Raw genomic sequence first — 14,780 nt, 5'->3', positions numbered from 1 at the left:
TGAAGAAAGAAGTACGAATAGATATATCTTGGCTGAAATAACGCATGTATATAAGGAAAAACTGATTTTCCCCTCAGGCAAATCACCTCTGATAATATTCCATTAAATTCGTTGGAGTATATTTATGAAAAAAACGCTCTTAATAGCAGGAATAGTCGTTACGTATGTAGGAATGGGAATGCTGGTCTGCCCGTTTGAATTTTTTGACTTTAATTCAGACGTACCTTTCACGTACTCAGTAGATAGAGCTAGTGAGTTTAGAGGAGTAGGCGCATTCATCTTGCTTTGCGGCCTATTTATCACTATTGGAGCCATACTTAACAAACAATTAAACAATATATATTTATTGTCCCTAGCAATTTACGCCAGTTTTTCGTCAGGTCGAATTACAAGTTTAATTATTGATGGTACTCCAAACCAAACCATCTCCCTTATTTTAGGCATCGAAGTCTTTATCTTTATAGCATGCTTAATTAGCTTTTTTAAACACCAAACAACCAATAAATCTATTTAATTACTTTCTAATTAAATAAGACCCCAATAATTATCTCTTATAGGTATTGAAGATGGACTATATTGATCTTGTCGATAATGCTCGTTTAGAATTTGCATTTAGTATGACGTCCCACCATGTGTGGGTACCCATTTACCTAGGTGCAGCTTTGATCGCAGCAATCCTTGAAACGCTTTATGTAACAACAGGCCGTATCGACTACAAAACATCCTCTATGTACATCAGTAAAATGCTGTTGCCGACTTTTATCGTAATTATATTTTTGGGTATTGCCACTCCCCCCTTTTCTGATGATTGGACAGTATGGTGGAGTTACGTCAAGGTACTTGACCCTGAAGATCTCACAGGTCGCATTCCTTCGACTTTAATTGTTGTCACTCTGATTGCGTTTATTACCAGCCAAGCAGGGTGGAAGCGACTACCACCTAAAATTCATGTTATTGCAACTTGGATCTTACCTTTAATGCCTGCAATAGCGGAATCTTCTGCTATTGCAGTTAATGGTTGGATGCACGCACCTCATACCACATCATCATTTGATTTGGACACCTTGATGTATGTTCGTGACAGCTTCTCCGCTTACTTCTTCCAACCAATGACTGCCTTACGCTTTGCACATAACTTTGCCGCCACTTACATTGTCGGTATCGCTGCCGTCCTGAGTATGAGTTGCTACTTTCTACTGCGTAACAAGCATGCGTTCTTCGTACAAAAAACGGTACTTATCGCCTCTGTCAGCGGTTTGCTCCTTTCTCTGTTTTTAGCCGTAGCCGGGGATGAACAAGGTAGAGCAGTAGCTGAAACTCAACCGATGAAGCTGGCACAACTTGAAGCACTTTGGGAGACAGATGCAGATCCACACTTGGTACTCTTTGCTATTCCTGATATGGAAGAGATGACCAACAAATACGAGATTTCAGTACCTTACATTCTTGGCTTTCTACTTGGTAGCGACACTGATAACCCGATAAAAGGGATCAAACAGCTACTTAACGAAAACGAGCAACGTGTACGCAACGGTATGATCGCGTACCAAGCGATGCTCGATTACCAACAAGACCGAACCAATCAAGAAGCAGAGCAACGTTTACTTGCTCATCATAAAGATCTTGGCTTTGCCTACCTATTGGGTAAATACACTAACGATATCTTGTTAGCGAGTGATACCGATATTCAAAACGCCGCCAAAGACACTATGACGAACGTAACTTTCTTGTTCTTTAGTTTCCGCATTATGGTAGGTTTGGGAATATTACTTACTGGCGTATTTGCTTACTGGTCAGTGAAAAGTTATAAAAACTCGCTTGATACCGCTTCACCTTGGATGATTAAATTTTCGATACTTGCTCTTCCAATGGCATTGGTTGCCTACTTAGTTGGCTGGGCACTTTCAGAAGTTGGACGTCAACCCTGGATCATCTATGAAGTTCTTCCAACCTTTACTGGTGGGGGCGACTATCAAAACGGGGAATCTGCTGGCTTCCCGATCACTACGCTCATCATGATCACTACGGTATTGTTCTCAAGCCTTAGTCTTTATATTGCGTGGCTTATTCGCCGCGGCCCTCAACTCGATAGCAAGTAAGGATTTATTATGATTTGGTATATTGCATTCTACGCAACACTCGTCCTCTCTGTCTTGCTGATCGCAAAGATGGATAAGCGCCAGAAAGACGCGGATTAATAATAAAAATAAGGCCAAGCGCGCACCTCATCGCTTGGTCTTACTGATCAAGGCTACATATATTGATATGCGATAAGCTCCAAGATTAAGGATAGCAGTACAATACCAATCATAGATTTCTCGTCTTGAGACAACATGCTAAGTACCAATTTTGATCTAAACCTGATTAGAGTCTTTCTCACCATCGCAGAAACTCAAAACATCAGTGTTGCTGCGAAACGGTTAGGGAAAACACCCAGTGCCTTATCAAAAAGCTTACAAAAGCTACGCGATGAAACTGGCGATCAACTGTTTATCCGCAAATCCTCCGGCCTCTCACCAACACCGTATGCGGTAATGCTAGAACGAAAGCTCAAAGCGGTACGAAGTGATATTCAAATAGCCTTTGCCAATGAGAAATTTGAGCCTAAAAATTTTCAGGGTGAGATCGTGATTGCTATCAATGCGGCTCTACAAGACATTTTTCAACCACACTTAATGCAAATGTTGGCATCTCACGCCCCTAAAGCAACCTTCAGTTTCATTAATCGCCAAGCGTCAACTTATCAAGACTTACTTGCCGAAAAAGTGCACGTTGCAGTTGGTTTTTGGAGTGATATTTGCTCAAAAGAAATCAAACAAAAGGTGATCGGTGAGAACCGATTCTCTTTGTACGCAAGAAAAGCTCACCCTGCGACCACCCTTGAAGAAGCGTTACGTTCCCCATTAGCCATACTACGTGTCAATGGCTGGAACTCGGAATACATTAACTTCTCTCAGCACTTAACGCGTGAAGGTCTTGCCCATCATATTCAATATAAGTTTGAAGATCTTAACGCTTTCTTAAGCTGCATAGAAAATACCGATTGTGTAACTCCACTTCCATACTTTCCGAAATTAGAAGAGTTTAAGCACTTCGCTCTTGATAAGTTCGAATGCGACATCAAACTCGTTGCTTGCCACCCATCAAGTCACCGCGATGCAGCACTTAATCAATGGTTAGTCAAAACCATTGAGCAAGCATACAAAAAATACGATAACCACAAGCATAAATAAGCGACTCGTTCAGAGACATCAACCATTTACCTTACCCAACCTAACCATCGCATGTAACTAATTTTAAAACAATTAGTTACATGCGACATTCATACTCCTCTATAGTTACCCCCAAAGACTTCCATTCGTTCCACGATGAAACACTCTATCGTAAACCTCAGACAGAAAAGGGAGCAAGCTCCCTTAAATCAACTGGTTATTCGCTATTCGTAGCCCTTGAATTCTTCACCTGGCTGAATGTTTCGATATTGATGCATGCTGCTCTTCAAATCTGCAATTCTTTTCATAACCGGATCAAATATCCACGTATGTGAGTAACCCTCGTTACCTAGTAATTCATAGGCTTCTTTAGGGTCGTTTTTAATATCAAAGACTTGTGGGAAAGTGAACTTCTCTATTCGAGAGTGTGTCGACTCTGCCGTCATAAAGTGCATTTTGAAGTTTCGCCACTTAACAGCAAACAACTCATCACCGACAAAAACAATAAAGTGATCACGATTAGATTCTGGCTTACCAAGGAAGAAGTCCTTCTGGTCAACACCATCAATTGGTCGATCGCTTGGTACAAGACTTTCAGCCCCGGCAAAGCTTGCAATCGTTGTGTACATGTCAATATCACCAACGATCTCATCAGAGACACGGCCAGCTTCAATTTTGCCAGGGAATCGAATCATAGCCGGAGTTCGCAACCCTCCTTCATAAGCCGTACTTAAACCACCTCGCCATGGGCCATTTGAACCGCCTCCACCACTTTCACCTGCGGCAAGTGCAGATCCCTGCGGGAAGTTACCAGCACCATTGTCTCCACTCAAAATAACAAGGGTATTCTCTTCAACACCAGCTTTTCTTATTGCTTCTAAAATTAGGCCTATGTTGTGGTCAACCTCCATCTGAGTATCAGCATAGATGCCCGCTTTAGATTTGTTCTTAAAGTCATCATGTACTGTCAATGGGGGATGGAAATGTGTGAAACCCACGTAGGTAAAAAATGGCTTACCTGACTTCGCCTTCTCTTGAATATGGGCAATAGATCGTTCAGTGATCTCTCTATCTAATATCACCTTAGCTGGGATATCAAAAAGCTTAACCTTCTTAGCGGGCTTTCCTTTTACCCCCTCCCAAATATAAGGCGTTTCAGCCACTTCAGGATCCCATTGCGGGGTTGAGGTATAAGAAGCTGCGTTGGTCCCTTCATTTGTTCCCCAGAAGTAGTCATAACCTTGATAGTTCGGGAGCTTTTCAATACTTGCACCTACGTGCCACTTGCCAAATAAAGCCGTGCTGTAGCCAGCGTCAGAAAGAAGCTCCGGTAGCGTATATTCCCATTGTGCAAGGCCGTCAGGTTCCCCTGGAGCAGGCACTTTTTGATTACCCGTCCGGATCGGCAATCGACCTGTATGCAGCGCAGAGCGAGTTGGAGTACATTGATTCTGCACATTAAAGTTGGTTAGTCTAAGACCTTCTTGAGCAAAGTCATCTATGTTTGGCGTCTGTATTGTACTTCCCTGCACACTTAAATCACCCCATCCCCAGTTATCAACTAGTAGATAAACAATATTCGGCTTTTCCGCTGCCATAGTGGCGTTAGATAGCGATATCGCACTTGCTAACAAAACTTGTTTAAGCATTTTCCCTCTCCATTTAAGTCCATTTAAATCAGAAGTTTGGGCAATATCCAATTACCTATAAACGCCCTTATTTATATATACACGCAATATCATAAACTGGCCACTTTCGATGCACTGGTTGATCGCTGCAACATCACCACGGTTGCCATACCTAAATCATAGCAACAAAAAAGCGAGCCACTTGGGCTCGCTTTTCGTTATCTGATTTTCTTAGAATCTATTACAGAAGTTCTACCGACTGCTGTGCAATCACAAACTCTTCGTTAGTTGGGATAACCATAGCTACTGCGTCTAGCATTTCAGACTTACCGATGATGCCTTCAGCACCAAAGCGAGCAGATTCGTTACCTGCTACATCTTCAACGAAACCAAGAATCTTAAGGTTGCTTAGGATCTCACGACGAATTGGTAGAGAGTTCTCACCGATACCGCCAGTGAAGATAATGCCGTCTAAAGAGTCTAACGTTGCAAGGTAAGAAGCAATGTATTTTGATACGCGGTAAGTAAACACCTCAAATGCTAACTTAGCACCTTCATGGCCCTCTTCCATCGCCTCTAAAATGCCACGAGCATCGCTCGTAAGACCAGACACGCCTAGGAAGCCAGACTCCTTGTTTAGAGAGTTGAAGACTTGCTCTTGCGACCAACCTTTCTTAAGTAGGTACTCGATGATGCCCGGGTCTAAGTCACCACAACGTGTACCCATCATAAGGCCAGAAAGCGGTGTGAAGCCCATTGATGTATCAACACTGTTACCGTCTTTGATAGCACATACAGACGCACCGTTACCTAGGTGAACAGAGATGAAACTCGCTTCTTCAACTGGCTTGTTTACCATCTTCGCAGCTTCACGACTAACAAAGTAGTGGCTCGTACCGTGGAAGCCGTAACGACGAACACCAAAGTCTGTGTATAGTTCTTTTGCGATTGCACCAGTAAATGCACGTTGTGGCATTGTTTGGTGGAAAGCTGTATCAAATACAGCAAATTGAGGTAGAGAAGGGAAAGCTTCAATCGCAGCACGGATGCCAATAGCACCTGCAGGGTTATGAAGTGGAGCTAGGTCAGATAGGCTTTCAATTTCGTTCGTTACTTCTTCAGTAATACGAACGGTTTGAGTGAACTTCTCACCGCCGTGAACGATACGGTGACCGATAGCAACGATATCAGCAGTGAAGCCTAGATCTTCCATCAGGCCAACAAGTTTGCCAATGGCAATTTTGTGGTGGTTACCCTCACCTTGAATGGCAATTTCAGTTTTCTCGCCTTGATATTTCCAGCTCATGCGAGCATCTTCAAGACCAAAACACTCCCCTAGGCCACTCAATACTGCTTCACCAGAAACAGAATCAATGACAGCAAATTTTAGGGATGAACTACCCGAGTTAATAACCAGAACAAACGAATTAGACATTGGATATGGATCCTGTTTCAGTACGAATTGGATGAAGTATTTACTTCAATTTTAGTTAAGCCCATTATTCAATAATTTTTGAATCTTTCAACTTTTGTTTTGAAAAAATCACTAAATGAACACAATTAAGTTGATCTTAGTCATCAAACCATTTATTTCGAGAGCGAAATTAAAAAATAGTTGAATAAGAAAGTTAGCGAACAGGTGACGCAAACGAGTGCTCACGTTATTTTGAACTTGATTGAGTTAATTAGAGCGACTCGAACAAATGCAGGCAATCCGCCTAGAAAACAACCGCCCTTCCCTTTCGTCTGCTTATCATTACCGATAACTTTTTACTCGATTTCTCAGTGCTTACATCAAAAATATCACAGGTGTGTTGAGAATAATGAACGACAGAGCCGATCTTCTTTTGATTGCCTTCGAGCACAACTCTACGAATAGATGCTCTGTAACGTCGCTGAGATAGCCTTCACTCTTTGTTTTAATATCTTGTAGCACGTTCTCGTCGTATAGACTTAGAACGGGATACAGCTAAGTTTAGGCGTGAAGCTTAGTTGAAGTATGCTGACTACATATATCGAGCAACCAAAGCTTCAGTTCAAATAGCAGGTACAAAAAAGCCGAGCATTACGCTCGGCTTTTAAATTCAGTGTCTAGACTAAGCGTCTAAGCGACGGGTTGATTAACCTTCGTTGCGCTCTGGACGACGACCACGGTTACCACCGCCATTGCCGTTACCATGGCCACGTTCGCCACGGAAGTTACCACGGTGATCGCCACCACGGTTACGGTCGAAACGACGCTCGCCATCACGGCCGCCTTCACGGTTGCCATCGCGGTTTCCGTCACGGTTGCCACGGTATCCACCACGACCGCCTTCACGGTTGCCACCTTCGCGGTTACCATCACGGTTACCACGGTAGCCGCCACCATCACGACCGCCACGACCGCCGCCACGGTTGCCATCACGACCGCCGCCGCCACGACGAGGCTCACGGAAGTCGTTGAAATCAACAACTACAGCGCCAGCTTCTTTTTGACGAATGCGAAGTTTGCTTAGCTTACCAGCAGTTTCAGAGTTCATTGCTTTTGGCAGTTGAACGTAAGTAGAACCTTGGTCAAGCTTGATAGCACCGATAGAGCCTTTAGTTAGGCCTAATTCGTTTGCTAGTGCGCCAACGATGTCTTTAACCTGAACGCCTTGCTCACGGCCAACTTGTAGTTGGTAAGTATCCCAATCTTGAGTATTGAAGTTGCGACCACCACCGTCACGGCCGTTGTCACGATCTTCACGACGCTCTTTACGACGGTTCTTATCGCGCTCAATAGCAGCGATCATTGGGTCTTCGCCAACGTAGAATAGTGGGCTCTTACCTTGCTGACGCTTAAGAAGCATTGCAGCTAGAGTAGCAGCATCAACTTCTAGAGACTCTTGAAGAGTAGAGATAAGACCTGCAAAGTTTTCTAGTGCTTTGCTTTCTTTCTCAGTTTCAAGTTCAGCGCCAAGCTTAGCAACACGTGCAGCAGCAACTTGGTCACGTAGAGGAAGTTGGATTTCTTCCATAGATGACTTAGTTACGCGCTCGATTGTGCGAAGCATGCGAATTTGGTTAGTGCGAACTAGTAGGATCGCTTTACCTTTACGTCCAGCACGGCCAGTACGACCAATACGGTGGATGTAAGATTCAACATCGAATGGGATGTCGTAGTTGAATACGTGAGTGATACGTGGAACATCAAGACCACGAGCTACAACGTCAGTTGCAACTAGGATGTCGATAACACCTTGTTTGATATGATCAACAGTACGCTCACGTAGAGACTGAGGAATATCACCGTGCAGTGCAGCAGCTTTGAAGCCACGTGCAGATAGCCAATCAGCTAGACGCTCAGTGTCTTGACGAGTACGTACGAATACGATTGACGCGTCAGTTTCTTCAGTTTCTAGAAGACGAGACATTGCTTCGTCTTTTTCTACGCCTTTAACAACCCAGAAGTTCTGCGCTACTTTATCAACTGTGTGGTTAGTACCAGCAACGTCAACTTTAGCCGGGTTACGTAGGTAACGGTCAACAATAGTCTTAACCATTGGAGGCATAGTTGCAGAGAAAAGTACACGTTGTGCAGATTCTGGAGCTTGCTCTAGGATCCAAGTAACGTCATCTACGAAGCCCATTTTTAGCATTTCATCTGCTTCATCAAGAACAAATGTGTGTGCTTCATCTAGGTGTAGACGGTCACGAGTTAGTAAGTCTTTAACACGACCTGGAGTACCAACAACAATATGAGCACCGCGGCTTAGAGCACGCATTTGGTCAACAATTGAAGCACCACCGTAGATTTCAATAACCTTAAGACCTTTGATATCACGGCCAAGGTTTTTGATTTCCGCAGCAACTTGAATCGCTAGCTCACGTGTAGGAGCCATGATGATTGCTTGTGGTTTGTGTTGGTTTAGGTTGATTTTGTTAAGTAAAGGCAGAGAGAATGCTGCTGTTTTACCAGTACCAGTCTGTGCTTTACCTAGTGCGTCACGGCCTTCAAGAAGAAGAGGAATAGCTGCTGCTTGGATTGGAGTCGGAGAAACGAAACCCATGCTATCAAGAGCTGAAAGAATGTTATCGTTTAGGGCTAATTCATTAAATTGAATTACAGATTCGGACATTGGGATCCCACTATATATAAGTAAACAAAAGGTCCCGGGAGCTCTATCAATTCCAATACTGATCCAATCAGATACTGATTCCATTCAGAGTTACGAAGCAGTAATAAAACACTTCAAGCCATTAGGGACGTCTAAGGGAGGCGGATTATTCCCTAAATGCATAAAAAAAGCCAGAAAAAATTGAAATACATCACATATTTTTCGGTTTTCCATCAATACTGGCTATCATATCGTCAAAACTTGATGAATATCTCGTCAGGACGATAGAGTTCGACCAAATTGATAGAATTAAATAAGAGGGCAATTAATTTACGCTCACTTCGGCTTTAAGTAGTAATCGAGCCTCGCAATGATTATAGTGTGCTCAATTGTTCTCGTTAGATAAAAGTCAAATGTTTCAAGATAATCCTCTACTCGCTCAACTCAAGCAGCAAATCCAAGAAACCCTCCCTAAGAAGGAAGGTACTATCAAAGCCACTGAAAAAGGTTTTGGTTTTCTCGAAGTTGATAGCAAAACAAGCTTCTTTATCCCACCTCCGTACATGAAGAAATGTGTGCACGGTGACAAGGTGATTGCCATCATTCGCACAGAGAAAGAGCGCGAAGTAGCAGAGCCTGAGGAATTGGTTGAACAAGGTCTTACTCGCTTTATTGCGCGAGTTAAGCTGTTCAAAGGCCGATTGAACGTTGTTCCTGATCACCCGCAGCTAAAAAAGCTGCAACTTAAGGCGAAAGCAAAGAAGGGCCTAAACCCTGAAACGCTTAAAGAAGGTGACTGGGTTGTTGCTCATATCGTTCAACACCCATTAAAAGGTGACAACGGCTTCTTGGCTCAGATCTCGGAGAAAATCACAGACGCTGACGACAAGATTGCACCTTGGTGGGTAACGCTGGCACAAAACGACCTACCAAACAGCGAGCCTGAAGGCATCGACAACTGGCTAATCAACGATGACGCCGCTCTTGAACGTGTAGACATGACGCACGTCCCTTTCGTGACTATCGATGGCGAAAGCACAAAAGACATGGATGATGCGCTTTACGCGAAGAAGAAAGAGAACGGTGATTTTGAACTGACTATCGCAATTGCTGACCCAACAGCTTACATCTCTCCAGATGATGCGATGGATAAAGTGGCACGCGAACGCGGTTTCACGATCTACCTTCCTGGTCGTAACATCCCAATGTTACCTCGTGATCTTGCTGACAACCTATGTTCACTCATAGAGAACGAAGTTCGCCCAGCACTTTGCTGCACAGTAACGGTATCTAAAGATGGCGTTATCGGTGATGACATTAACTTCTTCGCTGCAAACATCAAATCTCATGCTCGTCTTGCTTACGACAACGTATCAGACTGGTTAGAAACAGGTGCATCAGAGAAATGGCAACCATCAGAAGAGATTGCTGCGATCGTTTCTGATCTTCACCAATTTGCTCAAGCACGTTCAGCATGGCGCTCAGCAAACGCTGTTGTGTTCCCAGATCGCCCTGACTACCGCTTTGAACTTAGCGAAGATAACGATGTTGTCGCTATCCACGCTGACATGCGTCGTAGCGCAAACAAGCTGGTTGAAGAATCAATGATCAGCGCGAACATCTGTGCGGGCCGAGTACTAAAAGAAAGCTTCAACCAAGGTGTGTTTAACTGCCACTCTGGTTTCAAGGCTGAGAAAGTCTCTGACGTTCTTGAACTGGTAAACCCGCAAGCAGAAACACCGTTCACTGAAGAGCAGATCGTTTCTCTAGAAGGTTTTGCAACTCTACGTCGTTGGTTAGGCTCTTTAGACAACAGCTACTACGACAACCGTATTCGTAAGTTCCAAGCGTACAGCGAAATCAGCAATGAGCCTGCGCCGCACTACGCGATGGGTTTAGATATTTACGCAACGTGGACTTCTCCAATTCGTAAATATGGCGACATGATTAACCACCGTATGCTGAAAGCGCACATTTTAGGTAAAGCACCAATTCAAACACCAGATGAAACCATTGGTGATGAACTTGCCCTTCACCGTCGTCACCACGGCATGGCTGAGCGTAATGTTGGCGATTGGTTGTATGCTCGCACTCTAGCAAATGCTCCAGCAGAAGAAACTCGCTTCCAAGCAGAGATTTTCGATATTAACCGTGCAGGTATGCGTGTGCGTCTACTTGAAAATGGAGCGGCTGCATTTATCCCTGGGTCTCTCATTCTTGATAATAAAGAAAGAATAGAGTGCAACGGTGATATGGGTACTGTATCTATCGATAAAGAAATGGTATACAAACTGGGAGACGTTTTAGAAGTAGTTCTCTCCGAAGTTAATCAGGAAAACCGTAACTTAGTAGCTAAACCTACTCAAGTATTTGCGGACTTGCCTAGCGAGCCTGAAACGGCAAACGAAACCGAAGCTTAATAGCTTTAACGGTTAGAGCTTTTAAGGTTACGGCTTTCAAGGTCAAAGCTTTCAAGGCTAAAAGCTTCAAAGGTTCACTTCTAAAGGCGCTAATAATTAGCGCCTTTTTTGTAAATGTCTCATGCTTAAACAATACTTAAAAAAAATAAGCGATCAATTTACAACGTCAAAGAAGCGAACTATGTCATCAATCACTGTTACCCAATTTAGAAACTTCATACCTAGGAAGCGAGAACGTTACCCCGCCTCTAAAAACGGTATTTTCATAGTATCAAAGGGCAGCATTTCTTTCGTGTTACCCAATGGCACTGAAGCCTCGTTACAAGCGGGGGATTTTACGCTCTACAATTCAGGACAGATTAAAGACATTACGGTTAACACCGAAAATGGTGAATTTAGCGCAACCTGCGTAGATTTCGATCTGACTATTTTCCAGAAATTCATCAATCAGTTCAGTGATTTAGAACCCACTCGAGTCCCAGATAAGTACATTAAGTTCAATCAAACTGACACCGAAATCTGTCAACTAAAAGGACTCATCATATCGCTTGCAAATTCATCTACTGAGAATGACTACGCACTCACTCAATTAGGCTTAGGCTTGCTTTCTCTAATGGTGGAACAGCACCCTGCTCTATTGGTTATCATTGCCCGAGCTTCAAGGTTGACCGTGACACAAAAGGTCATCCATTACATTGAACAGAACATAGAAAATAATATCTCACTCGATACTCTAGCCAGCTATATGGGGATGTCACCAGCCACACTTAAACGCCGTTTGTCTGCTGAAGATCTTTCCTTTTCAAATCTATTAAAGATCAAGCGAATCGCCCACGCAGCCACTCAGCTCAGAACATCGAATAAATCTATCACTCAAATTGCGTATGAATCTGGCTTTAAGAGTGCCGCTCACTTCAGTACCGCCTTTAAAACCTATCACGGAAAAACGCCAAAGGACTTCCGTTCGTTAATTGCGAGCGCGCAACAACAAGGTATTAAACCGCCCGTCTAAAGTGTAGGGAAGCAAGTTGATTAGGCGCAAATGGTTGAGCTTCGGCGTTGCGCCATCTGACTATGAGGTCAAGCCACCAGCGACGTTGAAGTGATCGGTTATGACCAAAAATACGATTTAGGATCTTTTTCTATCTCAGCCAGAATTGCATCAAGATCCTTCGATTTAGGAAGGTAGGGATAAGGTCCCCAATTCACGGAATCAGTTTCGGCATCGCCTTCAAGCGGCACCATCACCAACCAACAAGATAACGATTCATCAAAGGTCACGCAGGCAATCTCGTTTATATAATCACTGTGAGATGAGTCGAGTAGATAATGCGCCTGAGAAAACAGCACTCCCCCCTCACACTCTTCATATAGGGATTTGCCTAACTCAACAGGTAAACTGCTATTCCGAAATGTACAGAGCCTCTCAGCTCCAATTAAAAGACGATTCAGTTCGATATGAATGACGGACATAACACCCCTTGTAACTTCATAGAAACTTCTAAGTAGTGAATTCCTCTACTTAGCTTAGGACTCAACCAACATTTTAGCGAACAAGCGTAAACAAAATACCCGCATTGCTCCCAGAAACGAATCTTGCTTTCGTAAACCCCACTAGCTTTCACCCATCAAGCTAACAACGACATATCGAGCATATAGAATTTCACAAAAATGTCATATAACCGACCTATCATAGCCGGCAAATGTTATTAACTAGGAGTTGTTTATGTTACGAGTCGCGCTTGCCTCTCTTTTATCCTTAGCCCTGTCTTCTCACACTGCTTTTGCACAAGAAACCAATATTTCGGGCTCCACTTCTGTATCACGTGTGATGGATGTATTAGCTGAGGAGTACAACAAGACTCACCCTGATAACTATATTGCGGTTCAAGGCATTGGTTCTACAGCGGGTATTACCATGGTTAATAAAGGTGTGGCTGACATCGGTATGAGCTCGCGTTATTTAACCGACCGCGAGCAGGATGAGAAATTGAAGGTATTCCCAATTGCCTTTGACGGCCTAGCAGTCGTAACCAATCGTTCAAACAGTGTAAGCAACGTTACACGTGAACAGTTGTTCGATATCTACAAAGGCAAAATCACAAACTGGAAAGCAGTAGGCGGTGCGGATCAACCTATTGCAGTGGTGACTCGTGAAGCTTCTTCTGGTTCACGTTACAGCTTTGAGAGCTTGCTTGGTTTAACCCAAATCATTAACGACCGTCTAGTGTCGGACATCAACCCAAATAACTTGGTTGTAAACAGCAACAGCATGGTAAAGACGATTGTTAACCATAACCCGCATGCTATTGGTTTTATCTCGGTTGGTTCTATCGACCGTTCGATTAAGGCAATCACATTTGAAGGCGTAGAGCCGACATCTAAGAACATTGCAAACCATACCTACGAATTAGCTCGCCCATTCTTATTGCTGCACAAAACAGACTCTGTTTCTGAAGAAAGCAAAGACTTCATCAAGTTCGTGAAGTCAGAGCAAGGGCAAGATCTTATCGAAGAGTACGGCTACACTCGCATTAAATAAGTGAGTTAGTTTTATCTCATGAAAACAAAAAGAGAGAGCATTAAGCTCTCTCTTTTTTTTGGAATCTATATTGTTAGTTTAGAAGTGAAGTTGAATCACTGAAACGATAACAGCACCAGGACGACGAATACCTTCGATTTCTACGCGGATTTCGCGCTCAATCTCTAGCCCTTTCTTAATTGGCGTTACTTTTGTTAGCGTGCTTTTAGCACGAACGTTACTGCCCGATTTAACAGGATATGGGAAACGTACTTGGTTAAGGCCAATGTTTACAACCATCTTCGCCGTTGGGAATTGAGACTTGTCAGGGTCGACACTGTCAGTCAATCTAGGAAGCAGAGATAAAGTTAAAAAACCATGTGCGATGGTTGTTTTGAACGGAGAGTCTGTTTCTGCTTTTTCTGGCTCGGTGTGAATCCACTGCATATCTTCAGTAACAAGACCAAACTGGTTTATACGGTCTTGGCTGACATTGATCCAGTCGCCAGTATGGATTACTTCACCGATCTGCTGATTAAGCTCATCAAACACAAGTTGTGCTTCTGGCTTTAACACGATCGGTTGTTCTACTGGCATTTCTGGTGCATCTTCATTGACAGCAGGTTTGTGATGATCACGAACCCACGCAAAGAAATGGCTATTTTGCGTGCGATTTAGAAAGTCACCCCAGTAATCTCTAAGAGCTGGAGACATCCATTGCATAAACTCTGAGTGTTGCGAAGACATGCTATCGCCTCGGTGTTTAAATAAATCAATGACTTTCATAAGAACCTCAATGCACAAAAAATTTCAATATAACTAGGTAATTTTGAAACACTTCACACTATTGTGCAAATGTTTTCGAGCATACACTCGTTAGCTGAACCCTATTAATTTTATATTAAACAAACACTTAA

Annotated in this window: 11 protein-coding genes; 6 read left to right on the top strand and 5 right to left on the bottom strand. The window is 43.3% G+C overall.

Annotated elements, in window-relative coordinates; translation table 11 throughout:
- Positions 1-124 precede the first annotated feature (124 nt).
- The 3 genes from ATB74_RS03470 to ATB74_RS03460 all read left to right on the top strand — a co-directional run bounded on the left by ATB74_RS03470 (position 125) and on the right by ATB74_RS03460 (position 3,233).
- Positions 125-514 (top strand): DUF4345 family protein, encoded by a 390-nt coding sequence (locus ATB74_RS03470; RefSeq protein WP_061016562.1) that lies wholly within the window; start codon positions 125-127, stop codon positions 512-514.
- Positions 515-566: 52 nt separating this feature from the next.
- Positions 567-2,099, top strand: a complete 1,533-nt coding sequence (locus ATB74_RS03465) for a cytochrome ubiquinol oxidase subunit I (RefSeq protein ID WP_061016561.1) — start codon at positions 567-569, stop codon at positions 2,097-2,099.
- A gap of 234 nt (positions 2,100-2,333) precedes the next feature.
- Positions 2,334-3,233, top strand: coding sequence for a LysR family transcriptional regulator (locus ATB74_RS03460; RefSeq protein ID WP_061016558.1), 900 nt, complete (start codon positions 2,334-2,336; stop codon positions 3,231-3,233).
- 203 nt (positions 3,234-3,436) lie between these two features.
- On the opposite strand, the gene ATB74_RS03455 is transcribed toward ATB74_RS03460, so the two are convergent.
- The 3 genes from ATB74_RS03455 to ATB74_RS03445 all read right to left on the bottom strand — a co-directional run bounded on the left by ATB74_RS03455 (position 3,437) and on the right by ATB74_RS03445 (position 9,027).
- Entirely contained in the window at positions 3,437-4,861 is a 1,425-nt protein-coding gene (locus tag ATB74_RS03455; protein WP_061016555.1) for an arylsulfatase, read from the bottom strand.
- A gap of 220 nt (positions 4,862-5,081) precedes the next feature.
- The gene (locus ATB74_RS03450) at positions 5,082-6,275 is read right to left on the bottom strand and encodes an acetate/propionate family kinase (protein WP_061016554.1); all 1,194 of its coding nucleotides are present in this window, start codon (positions 6,273-6,275) and stop codon (positions 5,082-5,084) included.
- A 685-nt stretch (positions 6,276-6,960) separates the two neighbouring features.
- On the bottom strand, positions 6,961-9,027 hold the full coding sequence (locus ATB74_RS03445) for a DEAD/DEAH box helicase (protein WP_081090051.1): 2,067 nt from the start codon (positions 9,025-9,027) through the stop codon (positions 6,961-6,963).
- A 308-nt stretch (positions 9,028-9,335) separates the two neighbouring features.
- Between ATB74_RS03445 and rnb the strand changes: the two genes are divergently transcribed.
- Both rnb and ATB74_RS03435 read left to right on the top strand, forming a co-directional pair.
- The gene (gene rnb, locus ATB74_RS03440; protein WP_060980483.1) at positions 9,336-11,342 is read left to right on the top strand and encodes an exoribonuclease II; all 2,007 of its coding nucleotides are present in this window, start codon (positions 9,336-9,338) and stop codon (positions 11,340-11,342) included.
- Between the two features lie 181 nt (positions 11,343-11,523).
- The gene (locus ATB74_RS03435) at positions 11,524-12,354 is read left to right on the top strand and encodes a helix-turn-helix domain-containing protein (RefSeq protein ID WP_061017716.1); all 831 of its coding nucleotides are present in this window, start codon (positions 11,524-11,526) and stop codon (positions 12,352-12,354) included.
- A 98-nt stretch (positions 12,355-12,452) separates the two neighbouring features.
- Here ATB74_RS03435 and ATB74_RS03430 read toward each other — a convergent pair whose 3' ends face one another.
- Positions 12,453-12,815, bottom strand: a complete 363-nt coding sequence (locus ATB74_RS03430; protein WP_061016550.1) for a DUF3024 domain-containing protein — start codon at positions 12,813-12,815, stop codon at positions 12,453-12,455.
- 253 nt (positions 12,816-13,068) lie between these two features.
- On the opposite strand from ATB74_RS03430, the gene ATB74_RS03425 reads away from it, so the two are divergent.
- Positions 13,069-13,884: a phosphate ABC transporter substrate-binding protein gene (locus ATB74_RS03425; protein WP_061016548.1), complete on the top strand. Its 816-nt coding sequence runs from the start codon at positions 13,069-13,071 to the stop codon at positions 13,882-13,884.
- A 78-nt stretch (positions 13,885-13,962) separates the two neighbouring features.
- Here ATB74_RS03425 and ATB74_RS03420 read toward each other — a convergent pair whose 3' ends face one another.
- Positions 13,963-14,649 carry a MaoC family dehydratase gene (locus tag ATB74_RS03420; RefSeq protein ID WP_017059493.1) on the bottom strand — a complete coding sequence of 229 codons (687 nt, stop codon included), beginning with the start codon at positions 14,647-14,649 and terminating at the stop codon, positions 13,963-13,965.
- Positions 14,650-14,780 lie beyond the last annotated feature (131 nt).

It is taken from the genome of Vibrio splendidus, from assembly GCF_001557875.1.
In the GTDB taxonomy this organism is placed as follows: domain Bacteria; phylum Pseudomonadota; class Gammaproteobacteria; order Enterobacterales; family Vibrionaceae; genus Vibrio; species Vibrio splendidus_F.
The sequence above is the reverse complement of the archived record's forward strand: the minus strand, read 5'-3'. Positions and strand labels throughout refer to the sequence as shown.